This is a genomic window from Bradyrhizobium sp. USDA 3315 (genome assembly GCF_054056795.1).
On sequence record NZ_JBSRYP010000001.1, the window covers coordinates 9,151,845 to 9,168,975 of the forward strand.

15 protein-coding genes and 3 pseudogenes are annotated in these 17,131 nt (G+C 56.8%); 9 read left to right on the top strand and 9 right to left on the bottom strand.

Going from position 1 to position 17,131, the window contains the following annotated elements:
• Positions 1–1,062: 1,062 nt before the first annotated feature.
• The 3 genes from ACVIYL_RS42715 (at position 1,063) to ACVIYL_RS42725 (ending at position 3,108) form a co-directional block, all read left to right on the top strand.
• Positions 1,063–1,314: a sunset domain-containing protein gene (locus ACVIYL_RS42715; protein WP_143270979.1), complete on the top strand. Its 252-nt coding sequence runs from the start codon at positions 1,063–1,065 to the stop codon at positions 1,312–1,314.
• Positions 1,315–1,482: 168 nt separating this feature from the next.
• On the top strand, positions 1,483–1,806 hold the full coding sequence (locus tag ACVIYL_RS42720) for a hypothetical protein (protein ID WP_310881393.1): 324 nt from the start codon (positions 1,483–1,485) through the stop codon (positions 1,804–1,806).
• 612 nt (positions 1,807–2,418) lie between these two features.
• Positions 2,419–3,108: a hypothetical protein gene (locus tag ACVIYL_RS42725; protein ID WP_456781471.1), complete on the top strand. Its 690-nt coding sequence runs from the start codon at positions 2,419–2,421 to the stop codon at positions 3,106–3,108.
• Positions 3,109–3,951: 843 nt separating this feature from the next.
• Here the strand turns inward: ACVIYL_RS42725 and ACVIYL_RS42730 are convergent.
• From ACVIYL_RS42730 to ACVIYL_RS42745, 4 genes are all read right to left on the bottom strand, one after another.
• On the bottom strand, positions 3,952–4,155 hold the full coding sequence (locus tag ACVIYL_RS42730) for a cold-shock protein (protein ID WP_028336518.1): 204 nt from the start codon (positions 4,153–4,155) through the stop codon (positions 3,952–3,954).
• Positions 4,156–4,406: 251 nt separating this feature from the next.
• Entirely contained in the window at positions 4,407–5,150 is a 744-nt protein-coding gene (locus tag ACVIYL_RS42735; protein ID WP_456781472.1) for a hypothetical protein, read from the bottom strand.
• A gap of 477 nt (positions 5,151–5,627) precedes the next feature.
• On the bottom strand, positions 5,628–7,238 hold the full coding sequence (locus ACVIYL_RS42740) for a recombinase family protein (RefSeq protein WP_456781473.1): 1,611 nt from the start codon (positions 7,236–7,238) through the stop codon (positions 5,628–5,630).
• 126 nt (positions 7,239–7,364) lie between these two features.
• Positions 7,365–7,622, bottom strand: coding sequence for a hypothetical protein (locus tag ACVIYL_RS42745; protein ID WP_456781474.1), 258 nt, complete (start codon positions 7,620–7,622; stop codon positions 7,365–7,367).
• A gap of 143 nt (positions 7,623–7,765) precedes the next feature.
• Between ACVIYL_RS42745 and ACVIYL_RS42750 the strand changes: the two genes are divergently transcribed.
• On the top strand, positions 7,766–8,071 hold the full coding sequence (locus ACVIYL_RS42750) for a hypothetical protein (protein WP_310881388.1): 306 nt from the start codon (positions 7,766–7,768) through the stop codon (positions 8,069–8,071).
• Between the two features lie 62 nt (positions 8,072–8,133).
• Here the strand turns inward: ACVIYL_RS42750 and ACVIYL_RS42755 are convergent, their stop codons facing one another.
• Together ACVIYL_RS42755 and ACVIYL_RS42760 are read right to left on the bottom strand one after the other, a co-directional pair.
• Positions 8,134–9,204 (bottom strand): cytochrome-c peroxidase, encoded by a 1,071-nt coding sequence (locus tag ACVIYL_RS42755; RefSeq protein WP_082190843.1) that lies wholly within the window; start codon positions 9,202–9,204, stop codon positions 8,134–8,136.
• A 689-nt stretch (positions 9,205–9,893) separates the two neighbouring features.
• Entirely contained in the window at positions 9,894–10,139 is a 246-nt protein-coding gene (locus tag ACVIYL_RS42760; RefSeq protein ID WP_028336511.1) for a hypothetical protein, read from the bottom strand.
• Positions 10,140–10,928: 789 nt separating this feature from the next.
• Between ACVIYL_RS42760 and ACVIYL_RS42765 the strand changes: the two are divergent.
• From ACVIYL_RS42765 to ACVIYL_RS42775, 3 genes and pseudogenes are all read left to right on the top strand, one after another.
• Positions 10,929–11,559 (top strand): annotated as a pseudogene (locus ACVIYL_RS42765) (FMN-binding negative transcriptional regulator).
• A 652-nt stretch (positions 11,560–12,211) separates the two neighbouring features.
• Positions 12,212–12,892: an HAD family hydrolase gene (locus tag ACVIYL_RS42770; protein WP_076829098.1), complete on the top strand. Its 681-nt coding sequence runs from the start codon at positions 12,212–12,214 to the stop codon at positions 12,890–12,892.
• 260 nt (positions 12,893–13,152) lie between these two features.
• Positions 13,153–14,058, top strand: coding sequence for a TauD/TfdA dioxygenase family protein (locus ACVIYL_RS42775; protein ID WP_456781958.1), 906 nt, complete (start codon positions 13,153–13,155; stop codon positions 14,056–14,058).
• A 185-nt stretch (positions 14,059–14,243) separates the two neighbouring features.
• On the opposite strand, the gene ACVIYL_RS42780 is transcribed toward ACVIYL_RS42775, so the two are convergent.
• Together ACVIYL_RS42780 and ACVIYL_RS42785 are read right to left on the bottom strand one after the other, a co-directional pair.
• Complete coding sequence (locus ACVIYL_RS42780) at positions 14,244–14,486, bottom strand: DUF2274 domain-containing protein (protein ID WP_076829174.1); 243 nt, start codon at positions 14,484–14,486, stop codon at positions 14,244–14,246.
• A gap of 4 nt (positions 14,487–14,490) precedes the next feature.
• Positions 14,491–14,928, bottom strand: a pseudogene (locus tag ACVIYL_RS42785) (TrbI/VirB10 family protein); the annotation flags it as partial.
• A 444-nt stretch (positions 14,929–15,372) separates the two neighbouring features.
• Here ACVIYL_RS42785 and ACVIYL_RS42790 point away from each other — a divergent pair.
• Positions 15,373–15,536 (top strand): annotated as a pseudogene (locus ACVIYL_RS42790) (DUF736 family protein); the annotation flags it as partial.
• A gap of 271 nt (positions 15,537–15,807) precedes the next feature.
• On the opposite strand, the gene ACVIYL_RS42795 reads toward ACVIYL_RS42790, so the two are convergent.
• A complete protein-coding gene (locus tag ACVIYL_RS42795; protein ID WP_310885063.1) occupies positions 15,808–15,936 on the bottom strand; it encodes a hypothetical protein in 129 nt (42 codons plus the stop codon).
• Positions 15,937–16,601: 665 nt separating this feature from the next.
• Between ACVIYL_RS42795 and ACVIYL_RS42800 the strand changes: the two genes are divergently transcribed.
• The gene (locus tag ACVIYL_RS42800; RefSeq protein WP_310881359.1) at positions 16,602–16,859 is read left to right on the top strand and encodes a hypothetical protein; all 258 of its coding nucleotides are present in this window, start codon (positions 16,602–16,604) and stop codon (positions 16,857–16,859) included.
• Positions 16,860–17,131 lie beyond the last annotated feature (272 nt).

Here is a 17,131-nt window from a genome sequence, read left to right on the forward strand (position 1 = left end):
GCCGTCCAGATCCGCGATGCCGGTCCGAACCCCTCCTCAAGGTCGCGGGCATCACCGGCCGCCCAATGGGTCTGGCTGGCCCATAGGAGGCTGCCGAGGCTCGGCTCGGAGTCCGCTTGGTCCTGCTCGGCGTCGACCTCAAATGTCTGTTCGCCGAGACGCTGGCGGGAGGCGTACCGCTGGTCCAGCATGCGGTCGAAGGTGCCGAGGTCCATTTCCCGGTCGTCACCACAGCTGCCCGCGCCACGGCGTGGCGTTCGTCTTACGCCAACATCACGATATGTGAGGGACAGGCTTTCTCAAAATGGCAGGGCTGCCTCAGCGCAGGTGCCATCTCACCGGGGTTTTGCGGGCCGCAAGTTCCTTGCAACCATCTCTGTTCAGGATCATTGTTCCAACATCACCGGCCAAGGGTTGCCTGTAGGCGTCGGTGGCTGAGAGACCGATAGCGCTCCCGCCTGCATACCAGGGAGGGGAGCGCATGACCGAGCTCCGACTTTCCAAGCGAATTGTTCCTCTCGATAAGAGCGTCTGCGCGGAAGCTGAGCGGCTGCGAAAAGAGGCGCGTGGCACCCCACCAGGAGTCGAGCGCGACCGGCTTATTCGGCGGGCGCGGCAGGCTGAAGCAGCCTGCCGGATGACGCGATGGCTGGCTTCACAGGAGTTACAGCCACCAGCCTGAGAGCGTGACGTTCGTGAGAATGCTGCAGGGCTCGCAAAGACCTGTTCGCGCGATAACGAAACGGCCCCAGCACTTCTGGGGGCCGTGGAGGCCAGCGCCGGGGCCGCTGCCGCGCAGCCCTATCCTGTCTCGCCAGGCCGATTCGCAAAACCGGCATCTGATACCTACCTTCCGGGCATGCCAATCACCCGGAAGCCGCTCGAGATCCCGCCGGCGGTGGCCCGGCAGTTCGCTGCGGACATGCGGGCATATCACGCCGAGCAGGATGACATCCGCCGCGACCGGATCGCAGTCGGCACCAGGCACATGCTACTAGAGTACACGCCGGCCGGCACGAAGCCGCGGCTGAGCGAGGTGAAAGAATTATTCGAGATAATGAGATGAATCGAGGGCTCGCAATATTCGCTGCGGTGCTGGGATTGTCGTTTCTCGTCTTCGTCGCACTCGATTATGCGCCAGCGCTTCTCGGCTGCCCCATCAAGGGAAATCTAAGTGCAGCCGGCGAGCGGATATATCACCTTCCGGGGCAGATGTACTATTCGCAGACACGGATCAATTGGTTTCGCGGTGAGCGCTGGTTTTGCTCGGAAGCAAGCGCGCTTGCAGCCGGATGGCGCAAGGCGCGGATCTAGCCGACACCCAACCCCGCTTGAGCAAGCGTCCACCACGCCTCTGTTGTGCTCATCGGCACCGACAGTATTCTTACGGGACCGCCTCTGGCAGACAACTTGCAATGCGTGCGTGGATAGTTCGGCCACCAGCTATTCGGTGTGCCGAACTCAAACATTCGGAGCACGCAAATGAATATGCATCCTCGTTTTGAGACAGCCCGCGAAAGCACGGTACGAGAATTGACGATCAGCAAGATACTGGCTGATCTTGTCCGCACCCTCCAACTGATCGAAGCTGAGATCGCGGCCGAAGAAGAACGCGCGAGGATTTTCGACCGATCCAACGTGAGGTATCCGATTTTGGCAAAGTCGCTGAACGATCGGCGCGACAATCTCAGGGTGACCATTGCCGCACTTGAACAGCGTCTCACCGAGAGAGACTCAGCATCACACAGCGTCGCCGACAAGGACGAAACTCAGCGCCACATCGTAGGCGTGTTCAGGGCGTTGTAACCCGCTGCCTTCAAGTCATCTATTGAGAGTCGACCGTTTGCCGCGGCTTCGAGGATCTTGGAAGCAACGTGCGTCCTAGCGCCGGTTTCAAAGACGGAAATATTCTCGCAAACTTCCTCTAGCACCGCTCTTAGCAGCGTGGTCGTTTCGGCGTCGAACATGCGTTTCCCTCCAATTGGAGATTGATGCTGAACTCCGCGCGAGCGGAGTATGTTCGCTCGCGCGGCGATCGCCACGCATTCCAGTCTGGGCCATGAAATCCCAGCTCCGGGAGCTTGGCACTTGTCCGCCAAGGTTTTGTGACACGCGCGTTCATCGTTGCGCTCCCAAGGCCGCTTCAATGCCCTTGAAAAAACTACGCCGTCGGGCTCGAAATATCGCGTCCCGGCGGCGCCTGTCACTGAGCCCCTTAATCTAGCAGCCATTCACCCGCGCATTTGTGAACCAGATCACAATCGCCCCCCGTAAGAACCCGGCCCTTCACACTGGCCAAGAGGTCAAGAAGATATGGGGGTAGGTGTCAGCTAGCTTTTAGCCACGAGCGCTTAGGTCATGCGAAGAACCGATTCAGCACTGTGTTTGATGATCGGAGCCTTTATATGGCTTCTTCCAATGCTGCAGTCTGCGAAATCCGCTGAGAATGAAGCCAACAATACGCTGCGTACGACACATTCGACCTACACTATTTCAGAAACACCCGAACATGAATACACGCAGTGCCTGTTCCGCAACGGCGAGCGCCTCTTCTGTTCGACTGCAGGGGGTGTTCTCTATTTCGGCGAGCTGGTCAAAACTAGAAGCTACACTCTCTTGCCAATTTCCGATTCCTGCGGCGGTAACGGTTGCCCTTCGCGGGACGTTCGACTCGTTGTCGAACGGGGTTCAAAAATAACGGTCAAAAATGTTGTAGAAGATTGTTATTGGTGTGAGCTAACGGTCCTCCATAAAAACGCTCGAACCGACACGGCGACCTTCAAGATCGGCAATAAGCAGGGCTATCGGCTAGTTGAGAGTTTTCGAAGAGGCACTCTGTCAGTTCATCGCTCGAAGATCACCTCGAAAATCGACGCCAGAACATGTAGCGATTTGCATGAGACGATAAAAGCATGCGCGTCCAGTGAAACACGACCTTGCTTCAATCCATACAACTCGTCCGCCAGCGGCAACCGCATGATGCTTTCTATTGAAAATGACCATCCCAGTTTTTCGAGAAGCGCTTTCAACGAAACGTGCGACAACATTTGCGGTAGCGGAAAGGAAATTACGTACCGGCAATTTTCAAGCAAGTTCTGCCGTGGGTGAAGGCGCGCGCCGCCACAATGGGAGCGAACAGCCCCCAGCACTTCGGGGGCCATGGCCAGTGTTGGAGCCGCTGCCGCGCAACCGCTCCTGCCCCGCCAGTTCCATTCGCGAAGCCGGGCCCGCTGAAGCGTGATGAGAATCGAGGCCCATACTCGGTACCCGTTCGCACATGCAGAAGGGCACGAAGCGGCTTGCCAATGTACTCAGGCGGTTCAGGGCTTAACCAATGACGACCCCATAGAATTCCGGCTTGTTCTCCACCGTTGGTTGCGGAAGGATGCCGTTTGAGACCGGGGAGACCCTGACGCATGGCTTTGATTACATGCGAGGATTGTGGAAAATCCATTAGCGGTCGGGCGCCAAGCTTTCTACTCCGCGGGTTGCAGGTTCGTATCCTGCCGGGATGGCCACGACTTATGCCGATAAAATAAGGGTTTCTTGCAGTTTCGGCTTCGTTCCAGCGCCCGTTTTCATGTTGCAAGGCGCTGCGACCCCACACCAGCAGAATCAACACGTTTATCAGCCGCTACAAATCACTCCGCGCAACATGGGCGCAACACGGCGGTTTAGCGTTTGTTCTGAAAATGGGGCGCAATCAAAAGCGACCCCAGCGCGGGCGCGCCGGGGCCACCACTAAGCTCCCGGTCGAGGGCGCCACCCGTCCGGGAGCAATGAAGGGACTCATTGGCCCGGCCACTTGTTCCTGAAACATGGCAATGCAGCATAACAAGGATGGCGGCCCTGGCGCGGGGAACGCCAAGGCCGCTCTAAACTCCCGGTCGGGGGGCAACCTATCGCGGGAGCTTATGATGACTCCCGGCATTGCCGCTTGTTCCTGGTGCGTCAGCCCACCCGCAGATTTTCGGCGGATGTTTTTCCGCGATTGTCCTTCGCTTCGTAGCTGACTTTCGCGCCCTCATTTAGGCTGCTCAGGCCCGCCCTTTCGACCGCGGAAATATGCACAAAAACATCCTTGCCTCCGTCATCGGGCTGGATGAATCCGTAACCCTTCGTCGGGTTGAACCACTTCACAGTACCTGTAGCCACAGACAAAACTCCTTTGGTCCTAATGCGGGAAACCTAAGCGCTGCGCGTCATGTCCCGCAAGGACAAAGACGCGTGGAGAAACAGCCGTTGGCAAATCAGCAACCAAACTGGCCCCTTAAAAAATAGCAACTCGGGCGGGGGCACTGACGTTTGCTCGCGCTTGGGAAATTTTCATGGCCCAGGTTTTGGAATGAACGCCGCCGGGCGCACATTTCTGAGACCGGCGACGTATTTTCTGGCTGGCCCAGCGGTTAAACGTCGGGCGTCACCGTGTCGATGCCGAGCGAGCCGAGCACGCCGCGGGCACGGTCACGCTCAACACCGTGCTTGAGATCCACCACGCGACCGCGACGCAGCCAGGCCACTTTCTGACGCTGTTCGATTGGGGCCGCGGCGGCATTGAACTGCTCAATCGTCATGCCGGTATCAATGTGAACGCTCTCCCGTCCGGCCTCGATTGCCGATGTTGCCACGCTGATCGCGTCCTCCAACTGGGCGATGTCATCGATCAGCGAGCCATGCACGTCGCGCAAAACCTTCTCTTTCAGCACGGCTAGATGGCTGTCAGCCACACCCGTCAAAGCGAGCGCTGCCTCGATGATGGCCGCGCGGACCTGCGGATCGAGGTTCTCTGCCCTGGTGATCTTGTCGCGTTCGACCTGCGGCAAACCGCGCAGCCATGTCCGAATTTCCATCTTCGCGATGGCCCCTGCCGCGTCGGCTGGATCGGCCTTCGGAAGTTGTAGACGAGCGCGCATGCGGTCGAGCTCCTGCTTGGCTCTCGAGATCGCGCAGCGCCCCTGATGAAATACGGGCACGGCCTGGTGCAGGATGTGATCGCGGTACTGATCCTGTCGGCCCTGATCGGTGTATCGAGTATCCGCATGAAGCTGTTTGCCGATGTTCTCGGCGAGATCGACAGACGACAAGGCGTCCAGGTAGCCCTTTTCCAAGCGCTCGATGGTGGAGTCTGGCTTTGATGTCAGCGTCCACATCCGGATTGCCTGGTTGGCTCTACCAGGAACGTCTGCCCGCAGCATCTTGCGGCGACCTTTGACGCTAACTACTCGCCAATCGAACTCATCTGTTCAGATGCGCAAGCTCTGGCGGCGAGAGGCTAGGATTGGATTTCCCCGAACCTTTTGGCAGGACACCAGCGTCACTCGCAGCAACAAGCAACGCGCTTACGCGCCCATGCGAAAAATTCAACCGACGCGAAAATGATCCGCGCCGCCCGCCCTTCATCATGGCGACGCTCTCCGTAGTTTCTGGATTTCACTATTCCTTGAGGGAAATGACGGCGGTGCCAGTCACCTTGTAAGTAACGGGCGACACCGGGCGGCGGCGGCCTCCGCGCGCCTGAGTCGTCACGTCGGACCACAAAATTTGGTAAGAGGTTGGGGGCCTTGGGAACGTACAATCCCGAGCAGTGTGCTCATATTGCTTACAACGATGTTCCAGCGAGCGCCCACTTAGACGGTCCGGCCTCTTTCGGTCTGCTTCGCTTTGCTCGTTCTCTCACAGACGCGCTTTATGAGCGATCGAGACAGAGCTTCGAAAGTCTGAAAGCGTTCTATTTTGTGAACCGCGCGCGTGTCTTCAGAAAACCGGAATACCCGACTTTTGAACGAAAGCGACGCCGACGGCAATAATAAATAGTCCAGGACTGCCTCGTTGTTCTCCCCCATCCTTAGCGCAACTACCCATCCCTTCGGCCATCGCACGCGACTACTCAACAACCAGCGTATCGGCTCGCGCCCATATTTGCGCCATTTAGCCACACGGAAGCAGATGTTCACGGCGTTATCTATCCGTAAACATTCGATCGACAGATCAAGTTTGGCATTCCTACCCGCCCCCTCAAAGGCGTCCCGAAGACGGTAGGCATTCTCGAGGTGGAAATTGACCCACTGTCTGTGCTCGGCGAGTTTATCCAGGCGGCCTTGGTTGCCGGTGTAGCCAATCAACCGATAGATATTTCGAAGGGTGCCAAAGTGATTCAAATATGAGGTGAGTGAAGGTAATCCGGAGCTTTCATCAATAATCGAAGCATTGAGCTTGCCTTTCTTCATCAGAACCTTACGGAGGCGTACCAGCATCTCCTCCTCGGAAATGCAGACTTGACGCTCCTCCATCGCCTTTTTTACTCGCAGAAATGTGTCACACTTGATGATTGGCTCAATCGAGTCATCACTTCTAATCCAGAGCTCTCTGGGATTCCGCGTTCGCTTCGCCCCTAGTTTCTCGGTACAGCGATTGTAGATGAAGTTGCCGATATAAGCTTCGTTATGAAGAATTACGCCTATCGAACTCGAACGCCATCGGCTCCCTCGGTTCGTGAGGACGCCTCGTCGGTTAAGCTCTCGCGCAATTCTCGCCTGCGATTTGCATCGTAGATATTCATCGAAGATCCATTTAACGACGGCGACTTGATCTCGCGAACCTGGCCCAAGTTTTACACGGTCGGTGGTAAGAGACTTCCGCTCACCGCTATGCAGAACTCCTTTCGCCTTACATTTGTCGTCAACGAGCCGTCTCTCTAGCCCATAAGGTGCTGGGGCACCCATCTTGAACCCGCGATTTGCCAGGCGTAAAGCTCCTGCAAGAACCTTGACTGATAGCTCCCGGCTGAACTCCGCCGCCATGACCCTCTTGATATTCTTGACAATGCTCGAAAGCAGGCCTCCGTCGTTATCGAATTGCTCGCCGCAATAGGCAACTTTGATGCCGGCCCTTCGGCAGATGAATTCGTAGTGCGCACTCTCATCTACGTCTTGAAAGCGGCCCCAGCGGCTGACATCGAAAATTAGCAAATGACCGAAGTCCGTGTGACCAGTCTGGACGTCATTGATCAGTTCGGTTAAGCCTGTTCTATTCTCGATTTTGAGACCGCTTTCCCCTTCGTCACGATAGGTGCGAACGATCCTGAGTCTGTGGAGTTCGGCATAGGCGGCGATTGCCACCGCCTGATTTTCAATTGAGTATTGCTGGTAATCGGTGGACATGCGGACGTACTGTGCCGCGCGATAAATCTTCTGCGACTCGGGTACCCGATCCCTGTGTACAACGAGAGACCTCGCCATGGTGCGGCCCTCCGCGCGGCGGTAATCCTGACTACAGCCCGACGCAAGCGATAAAGCTCGACAGCGCCGCCCCTGGGTTACAGTCATCATAGGGACGGTCAGGTGCGCTGTCGTATCGACAGCGTGTCACCGCGCGCCCTGCGCAGCAGCCGGCTCATCCTCAGCCATAACCACGTTCAATGCAGCCACTGCTGCGCGAACCTCCTTGCCGGCCATCCTCGGCGCATATTGGCCGCCGAATCCCAGATACTCGCCGATCTCGCCAATCCTACCGGGATCGCCAGCATTTGTGCCGATAAAATAAAGGTTTGTTGCAGTTTCGGCTTCGTTCCATTGCCCGTCTCCGTGTTGCAAGCCGTCGTCAACCGATATCAGTAAAATCAACGAATTACCGACGCCTACGGATCACTCCTTGAGCGCGACACGACAGTTCGATTTTCGTTCAGGGTGCTGGATGCAAAACCCCGCACAGCGACAGAATCACTTCTGGGAGCGGGTGCCAGTACTATGTCGCGGGCAGGCACGCCGTGACCGCTGGCCTCAACCCGATCTGCGGCAACCTTCTTCATCACGCAATCGAATGCATGTTGAAGGGCGCGATGGTGAAGACGAGGACCCTTCAGGAATTGAAAAAGCTCGGCCAGGGCTTGCCGCAGCTCTGGCAGACCTTCAAGTCCGATGTTGGCGATCCTGACCTCTCCAAATTTAATGTAGCCGTCGTCGCGCTCGATAACTACGAGGATCTCCGATATCCCGACGATGCACTGAAGAACGGCATGGAGTCGGTGATCATAGACGCGTGGACAACGACAATTAAGATTGGACACGCTTAGCGACGCGCACATCCTGAATGTCATTGAACCATGGACGCACGGCATCCGCCTTATCGGTGGTTCTATTTGTCTAGAGAGGGCCTTGGCGTTGTATCACTACGCGTGGGCAGTCTCGGATATTCGATCTTGGGCAGCTGCCCAGTTAGCGAATTTAGAAACGCGACAATGTCGTTTTCCTCTTTATCGCTGAGCTTCGCGCCGAGCTGGGTCTCACTCATCACGCCAACCGCTTGCTTAAGGCTCCAGGCTTGGCCCGAGTGGAAGTACGGGGCCCGCAACGCGACGTTGCGCAACGGCGCGGCGCGGAAAACGTATTCATCGCTGGCTACCTTGGTAACCGCAAAACGGCCCTTGTCGGCGGATGGAAGCAGCGTTCCGTCCGGCCTTTCAACCACGCCGAACGGGAAGTAATCTTGTCCACCGACGTTGATTCCATTGTGGCAAGACGAGCATCCTTTTTCCATGAATAACTTTAGTCCCGCCTTCTGCTGATCATCGAGAGCATGCTCATCGCCCTTGAGGTACTGATCAAACGGGGCAGCAGGTGTAATCAGAGTCGCTTCGAAAGCCTCGATCGCCTTGGCGGAATTGTCAAAGGTGACGGGCCTCGCCTCGTTCGGGAACGCTTTCTGGAACATGACGACATAGTCGGTCATCGAATTCAACGTATTGAGTACCCTGTCCGGCGTGGCATTCATTTCGACACTCGCCTGGATGGGGCCGGTGGCTTGCGCCTTGAGATCTGCCGCGCGCCCATCCCAGAACTGCGCCACATTGAATACTGCGTTATAGACGGTAGGTGCCCGACGTGGACCCCGCTGCCAGCCATGCCCCACCGACGTTGGACCGGCATCTACGCCGCCCGCGCCAAGGTTATGGCACGTATTGCAGCTAATGATCCCGCTCGCCGATAGCCTCGGATCGAAGAACAGTGTCTTGCCAAGTTCGACCTTTTCGTGGGTGACTGTGTTGTCCTTTATCGCAGGAACGACCGAAGGAATCGGTTTGAATGCCTCCTTGGCAGCGCTCATCAAATCGTCAGTTGCGCCAGCTGCCGAGGAGACCAGCACCCCAACGCTCAGAACGCACAGCTTGTAGACGAGGGAAAGCTCTCGTATCGTTGACTTCTTCATTGCTTGCATCACCAATTTCATAGATGCCGGAAACGGCCGAAAAGCTGCACGCGGGCCCCTCCAGGAAAGGCACAGCTCCACCGGAAGCAAACGTCGACGGCAGCTCTCGAAGCCGCCGGCCACCTCGCGTGCCACCGACGAACAATGAAGAGGCGGTCAACTACAGCGGTTATGATCCAGGATCGCCGAACACGCAGCCTCATTCGCCCACCCCAGCACTTTCTGCCGGTGCAAAGACGTCTGCGTGAGATCTGAGTCGTCGAAGCTGTTGATATTGTCAAAGCAATCCATCCGATTCTCCTCCCCCAGATCTGGGCAAATCAAGCCGGACCTGTCAGTCTAGCTAGAGACCTTCCCATGCTGTGATCCTTAGCTGTCGACAAGCTGACGAGCCCCGGAACAATTCACAATGTAGGTCTTGCAACTTTCGTGTAACGCCGTTCGGGTTTTTCAAGCGGGTCGACGGCAAAATTACGCGGCAACTGAGCGAGCGCAACGCCGCCATTAAGAAGCTCAATCTCATGATGTCCCTCAAGGCACGGGCCTTGAAGGCGAATAGCTGAGCGGCGGCTGTCGCGGTGTTCGCGCAATCGGATGGCGGTAGCTTGATAGCTGAGCAGCAGCGAATGTTGAGGAACGTCGCATTGAGCCGGCGACGTCCGGCTAGTAGGTAAGCGGACTTCGCTCTCCTAGGTGGGCGTGCGCCGTTCGCGCTCAGCCCTATTTGCAGCCCTGAGCCGCTCTCCAATGTGCTCAGAGATATCGCTCATCTCAGCCCGCAACTCGGCTTCGGAAATATCCTGCTCTTTGGCAGCCTCGACAAGGCGCTCAGTGAGTTCCGCAACATCCTGCGACGCGCCGGGAGTCCGATACTGCTCGACGGCGTGAACGCTATTCTCGATCCAGAAGTCGATAAATTCCCGGGCTTTGCTCACTGTATTCCCTTTAACCAAACTAGTGGCCCAGCGTTAACGCCAGTAACGGAACGGAGCAAGGCCGTCTTAGCGGCGTCGGCATATACCAAGGTTTGACGGAGGCGAGAGTTAGGAAGTGACAATCGAACGGCGGATGGCCGATGATTGAACGCGATCAGAAACAAAGGAATTGCCGCAATTGCGACAGCCAAAAGCCAAACAGAACGATTCCTGCGCTGAAAATAAACTCGCTCATGGCAACCCTTCGCCTCGGACACACTCTGCCCTAAAAAACCAGACTAGTTATGCGTCGCGCATAATCCATCGGCCATAACAGGTTGTCCTTCCGCACTTCACCTCGATTAAATCAAACAGATCGGAATCTGCGACATTCATAAAATTTCGACCCCACCGCAAGTGCCACGAGAGATATCGAGGTGGCCTGAGGGAGTTATCGGCGCAGCCAGCGGAACGTTGTCAGCACCGCTGTCCGCTCTGCTCTCGGTAAGCCGGCCGTTGGTAGGTTCCAGGTTGAACGTGGCACGCACCAATCGGTAAGCAGCCGCCCCAGACATTCAGAGCAGTGAATGAAAGCGAACGCCCCATGGAACCGGACTGGCGCGTCATAATTGCCTCGCTCGGTACATCACGGCTCCAGGAACACGTCAGCGGGCGATCATGAGGCGGCCAAGCCACGAGCAAGGCGGCCGGATCCAACGGCGAACCTCCAAAGGGGTGACTGAAACTGGCATTTTTCTAGCATGTTGGTCTGGGTTCATCTCGACGACATCCCAACCGGGAGCGCCCTTCGTGTACATACCGTCCCCCTTTCGAGATGACGACCTCGAGAACATGCGAGCGACAATCCGCTGCGCTCGATTGGCCAACCTGATCACGGCCACGTCGGGCGGGGCCCCTTGCGACGCCACTTCCGCTCTTGCTCGATGAGAGCGAAGGCGAGCACGGCACGCTGTACGGGCACCTTGCGAAGCGCAATCCGCAATGGCGCATCGCCACGATCGGAGATGCGATGGCGATCTTTACTGGCCCGGAAGCTTACGTGACGCCATCCTGGTATCCCAGTAAACGACAAGCTGAGCATGTGGTGCCGACATGGAATTACATCGCGGTCCATGCCCATGGGCCGATTGAGTTCTTCGACGATCCCGATCGCCTGCTTGAGATCGTGACGCGCCTGACGAATATCCATGAAACGTCACGTGCGACGCCTTGGGCCGTCAGCGATGCTCCCGTGGATTTCATTGCCGCCCAGTTGCGTGAAATCGTCGGCGTGCGCATCCCGATCACCAGGGTCGAAAGCAAGCGCAAGATGAGCCAAAATCGCCCCATGCCTGACCGCATTGGTGTCGCCACCGGCCTAGCCGCGAGCAAGCTGGCACGAGACCAAGAAGTTGCACCTCTTATCCTGGTTCAGGACTGAGACGATCATATGCTTGACCGTTGTCAAGAGCGGCGGTCGACGCGCAGCTCTCACGGGATCCAGCAGCAATAGTTTAGCCGCTACGCCGCCCAAGGTATTTTTGCCTTGTGGCATCAATGGTTGCTCGCGCCAGATTGGAAGAGTGAATGTTGAGCATTGGCTGCAGTCTTCTCAATGGGAAGCTGTTCAACGCTCCCGAGCTTCGACTAGCAACTCAGGGTATCGAGAAGCCCATTCGCCTCACCAGAATTGCGACCGATACTCACGAATGAGTCAGTCGGCTCGGACTTATCGCACCTGGTAGACTCTTGTCCGCATTCTGACAGAGGCACAATCTCATGTCAGGTCCAGTACAGCGCGCATAGCACGCGTTCAGACCTTCCAAAGCCCGTTCGGCCTTGATCGTCGGCTGGCATGACCATTGCTTCAAGTAAATCGATCCAGAAATAGGGCCACAAAAGCAGCAATGCTCATGCTCTGCGCCCCCATCTCGCCTCAGAATAACGGTCCGCCCGCTCAGCTCACTAGCGCGCGTTGTTCCGCTGACCACTCTGTCCGACCATACCCACCAGGATCGCACCGAACACGTAGACCAGCAAACAGCCAGTCTCGAACACGTTAATATCGCACGATTACTTGTCTAGGTTCACGCATGAAATCCGCCGTTGTATTCGACTGGAATGGCACGCTGCTCGATGATGCCAATGCCGTGCTGCAAACCATTAATGCTATTTTGAGCCGCTTCGGTCGATCAGCCGTCGATATGCACAGACTTCGAGAGGAGTTCGAACTCCCTCTTTCGGTTCTTTTCCGCAACCTAGACATGTCGGAAGATGAAATCGAAGTCGTGCATAGTAACGACAGCGCCATTTTTCACGACGCCTACGAATTCTTGGCGCGCAACGCTGCCTTACGTAAGGGGGCACGAAACGTCTTGCTCGCCCTTGATCAGAGATCCGTTCAAACCGTCATTGTCAGCAATCACATTATTGAGCCGATTCGCACACAAGTGCGAAGACTCGGAATCAAGACTCACGTCACGGATATTTTGGCATTTGAGAGCCGCGCAACCCAGTTTAGGAGCATGAGCAAGCAAGAACGGCTGCGTTTGTATATGCAGGCCAACGATCTATCCCCAGAAAGAACCGTCATCGTGGGCGACATGCCAGTTGAGACGGAGATCGCCCGCAATCTCGGTCTTATCAACGTGTCAATCACGGGGGGATTTGTTTCCGAAGCGCGCCTGTGCGCCGCGGGGCCTGACTACATGATTCACGACCATCATGAACTATTACCGGTTTTGCGGAAGCATTGCATTGTTCAGAGCAGTTAAGTGACCACAAGAACATAACTGAAGATCCGCGGCTGGCCCGCTGCTGCTATCCGCTTCGTCTTCGCGATCCGGTGATATTCGAGGTCGGAGATCGAGTTCTTTCACTCGGTCGAACCGACGGCTCAGTCCGATAAGTCGCGTCAAATATCGCGATCCGCTTAGTGCGATCTGGCTACACGTTCGGTCTTTCGCCTGGCATGATGCTTGCTGCAGATCATTCGCGAACCGAGAGGCGAGGAAGAACTGCAGGGCCTTGGAAAATCAACAGGAGCACAACGGCTTTGATCGATGACGTCATTCCGGGCACCGATGTTGTGAAACGTGCAGCGCGCATCGGTGCCGAAGTCAAAAATATCAAGCTATCGGGCGATCTACCGGACCACACGATCGCTGCGATTAACAGCTTGTTGCTCGAGCACAAGGTGATCTTCTTTCGCAATCAAGGACATCTCACCGACACCGAGCAGGAGCACTTTGCCGCTCGTCTCGGAAAGCTAGTGCCGCATCCGATGCTCGGTGCTACCAAGGGAACGGCGTCGCTCCTCGAACTGGACTCCACTCGCGGCGGCAGTCGCGCCGATGTTTGGCATGCCGATGGGACCTTCGCCGAAGCCTATCCCAAGATTTTAGTCTTGCGAGCCGTTGTAATGCCAACGTTCGGAGGCGATACCGTTTGGTCGAACACAGCAGCCGCTTATCTTGATCTGCCGCCGCCGCTACAACGCCTTGCCGAGGAGCTATGGGCCGTTCACAGCAACGTTTTCGATTACGCTGGGATCGCGCGCGTCCGTGACATCGACAAGAAACACTTTGACGATGTGTTCACCAGTAGGATTTTTGAGACTGAGCATCCCGTGGTGCGCGTCCACCCCGAGACGGACGAGCGGACGCTAGTGCTCGGCGCCTTGGTGAAGCACTTTGTTGGGGTGCCCAAATATGACGGACAAAAGCTGTTCGAGCTGTTCCAGTCTCATATTACCGCGCCCGAAAACACTGTGCGGTGGAACTGGTTAGAGGGCGATATCGCGATATGGGATAATCGCGCAACACAGCATTACGCCGTCAACGATTACGGGGACCAGCATCGCGTGGTACGTCGGGCCACGATCGATGGTGACGTGCCCGTCAGCGTGGATGGCAGGAGAAGTGTGACGCGCCTGAAGTGACCGAATAGGTGTCCGCCACGACCAGCGCTCTCGCATCCGAAAATGGACAAAGCCTGGCTACCGGAGTTGTTTAGGGCGGACGTGGGAACGCTAAACGATATCTCAACTGTCAGGACAAACTCAGCAGCCTAAGTTGACATCGCAATTATTTAGCGTCCCGCGAAAGCTTCGATAAGCATTGACCATCACTTCCCTTCGCCGGCGGCCGGTACGTGCCCCTCACGTTTCAGTTTAGAAAACCCTCGATCCGTGGCCATAAAGCGCGCCAACATGGGGGCGATGAGCTTAGTCGGTTCAACCACTTGACCACCTTCACGCGTAAGGGCTTCTGCATATGCAATGAGATCACGATGCACGGCCGCCGGCAGCTCCGTACTCACTTTGACCGGCTTGTCGTCTGGAAGCTCTCCTATCTTGAGCTTTGGCATGTTCTCACCTTCCATACGGCGCAAGTATGAGGTCACGATTGACCAGAACACGAACCGGAAAGCCAGGTCGCACGGTCAGGGTAGGCTGGATGCCGAGACTGCGGCGAACGACCTGCTGTCCGGTTTGATTCAGTGAGTCGGAGGCGCCGTGACGCAACGCTTGGATAATCGCGCTGTCGTTGCTGTTTGTGTCGGATCCCGCGCCTACTTCCGTCGCAACAGCTAGAAGCGTCGATAGTGCCGCAGCCTTGAATAGTTCTGCCCAGTGATTGTCGACTTGGTCTTCCAGACCCGCATAGCCAGCCTTATCAGCGCCAGGCTGCCGCTCAAGAACGATAGAACGCCCATTCGGCATGATCAGCCGCGTCCAGACCAGCAGGACGCGCGACTGGCCGAATGAGACCTGATTATCGTACATACCGATGAGACGCGCTCCCTGGGGAAAGAACCGATGTTAGCCACGTCACTTCTCCTGTTGTGTTTCGAGCCCGCGACCACCGCGGCCTCGATGGCGATCTAAAGGCCGAGGACGATCGGCGACGCACCCCTCGCGGGCCGGAGCAGAGCGGAGGACGCCGTTGGGGCGACTTTCTTGTCTCGCGAGGAATGGGCGCAGCCCAGGGGAAGAAAGTCGCATCAACGGCGTTGCGGCTCAGACGATCGAGGCGAAGCCGGTCTTCGGCCAGATCAAGCCATCAAAAAGGCCACGTGCGTCCGCGTGCTGAACCGCAAGCTTAGGGAGAAGACTGGCGAATCTCGGTCGAGCAGCACAAGAGGTTGGAACGATTCGGCGTAGAAAGAGAAACAATCTGCCGCGAAGGGCGGAATCGTCCATGAAGAACGATCGAGAGCGCGCCACGCGCCACCACGGCAAGTGGGCTGAACCGAGATCGGCGCAGCCTGGTCGAAGCGCACTGATGAGGGGCGCGATTACCTCTCGCTCTCATCATGTTGACCCCGCATTCAATATCGCTGATCTAGGCGAACCTGTTCGACGAGGAAGGTGACGAAGGATCATCCCTTGTGCTTGGCGGCCGTGAGAATGGTTGAGGCCACCGATCCAAAGCCTACCCGGCTCGAACAGGCGGGTCTGCGCGAGCAAGAACAGTCAAGCGCGTCCACGTCGTGCCGCCAACGCAAAACCCGCCCATGCAAGCGAAGGTCTCACCCCAGGCCAGCGACGGCACCCCGATCTGGGACAGGGCGAACGCGAACACCAGTTTCTCGATCGGCATCTCCAGTTGGACGGCTTTGAATCCGAGCGTGAGGGGCGGCCCGTTGCCCGTACCAACGAATGTCCCCATTGCCGAAGAAACTGGGCCTATTTAAAGGGCGAGCGCACGACCGCTTCCTCAAGCCGCTTCGGCGACAGGCACGGACCCGTCAGATCCCAGAAGATCAGCTTGATGAACACGGTCAGGAACGACGCTTGGAAAGCGGCCGCCGACACGGGAATCGGTCCGATAATCAAAACCGCAGAAATCGCTTGAACCTCACGCCGCGTCAGGGCGTAAAGACTTTAGAGACGCGAAACATCGGACAGGGATGTAGCACAAACAAAATGACAAAGCTGGTGTCGTCAACACTGGGCGTGATCGTGGAATGTTCCTCAACGGATGAGCTGCCCGACATAGAGCATGATGTGCGGCTGCAACGGCCGTCCTTGGATCTGCTTTAAGCCCGCGCGAAGATTCGCAATAAGCGCACTCCCCTAGTATGAGGCAAGATATTTCGGGATCCAGTCACACAATTGCGAGGCCGCGAGTCTTGCTGCTGTCTCCTGCTGAACACTTCGTGTCGAGATGACAGGTTGACTTCTGCGGATGTTCAGGCAGGTCACTTTCATCAGCCGCGCAAAACTTTCTCCAAAAACCGCCCTCTAATCTTGAGTAGAGTACGCGCAAGATCGACGTCGATACGGATGTTTTGCACCGCCACAAATAAGATAGTAACTTCGCGAATTCACCCCAAATCTCCTAAACGATGACCACATACGAGAGATTATGTGAAGCCGCACCGTTCGTACTCTCAATGCGACGCGAACGGTGCAAGCTGGCGCGCCCAGCGTTACGCCAAAATCGTTCTGTCGCAAGAAAATCGATCCAGGAGCCATGGATGAAACTAGTGAAGACCTCCGTAATCGCATGCGGCCTTTCGGCTTTCCTCGCATACCCCGTCATTGCGCAAAGCCTCGCCACCGACGCCAAGGCTCGTAAAGGCGTGCTTCGTACCAACATACAGAGCGGCATGAGCGATGACGAGGACTCCTCGCCAAAGCTCAGGACCTGGGGCGCGAAAGTGGGCAGGAAGTCGACCAAGGGCGCGAAGAGTGCAGCCGGCGGCAACGCAGCGGACAAGGGGACTGTTGACTAATTCGCGACCAGCAGCATGCCGATGAGTGGCAATCGACACTGACGCGAAGCCGTCTCCGGGCGCATCCTGCGGCCGGAGGCCGAGCCCGCAACGCGCCAAGATGGATGGCTGGATTGTGACGCTCGCCAGTCAAGGAATACGGCGACGAAGAACAATGCAGCCATTTAGCTCGCGCGTCTGCAGTTGCCGCCCGACGGAGACCATGAAGCTGACCATGATCAACTGCGGCGCAATGACCGCAACGCTCAACTGCCCGCTCGAAGAGGGCAGTT

What these genes read in the sequence shown, in the direction of transcription:
- ACVIYL_RS42770 (WP_076829098.1), top strand. Translation starts at nt 12,212, where the DNA reads ATGAAATCCGCCGTTGTATTCGACTGGAATGGCACGCTGCTCGATGAT.
- ACVIYL_RS42720 (WP_310881393.1), top strand. Translation starts at nt 1,483, where the DNA reads ATGAATATGCATCCTCGTTTTGAGACAGCCCGCGAAAGCACGGTACGA.
- ACVIYL_RS42735 (WP_456781472.1), bottom strand. Translation starts at nt 5,150, where the DNA reads ATGTGGACGCTGACATCAAAGCCAGACTCCACCATCGAGCGCTTGGAA.
- ACVIYL_RS42740 (WP_456781473.1), bottom strand. Translation starts at nt 7,238, where the DNA reads ATGGCGAGGTCTCTCGTTGTACACAGGGATCGGGTACCCGAGTCGCAG.
- ACVIYL_RS42800 (WP_310881359.1), top strand. Translation starts at nt 16,602, where the DNA reads ATGAAACTAGTGAAGACCTCCGTAATCGCATGCGGCCTTTCGGCTTTC.
- ACVIYL_RS42715 (WP_143270979.1), top strand. Translation starts at nt 1,063, where the DNA reads ATGAATCGAGGGCTCGCAATATTCGCTGCGGTGCTGGGATTGTCGTTT.
- ACVIYL_RS42755 (WP_082190843.1), bottom strand. Translation starts at nt 9,204, where the DNA reads ATGAAGAAGTCAACGATACGAGAGCTTTCCCTCGTCTACAAGCTGTGC.
- ACVIYL_RS42725 (WP_456781471.1), top strand. Translation starts at nt 2,419, where the DNA reads ATGCTGCAGTCTGCGAAATCCGCTGAGAATGAAGCCAACAATACGCTG.
- ACVIYL_RS42780 (WP_076829174.1), bottom strand. Translation starts at nt 14,486, where the DNA reads ATGCCAAAGCTCAAGATAGGAGAGCTTCCAGACGACAAGCCGGTCAAA.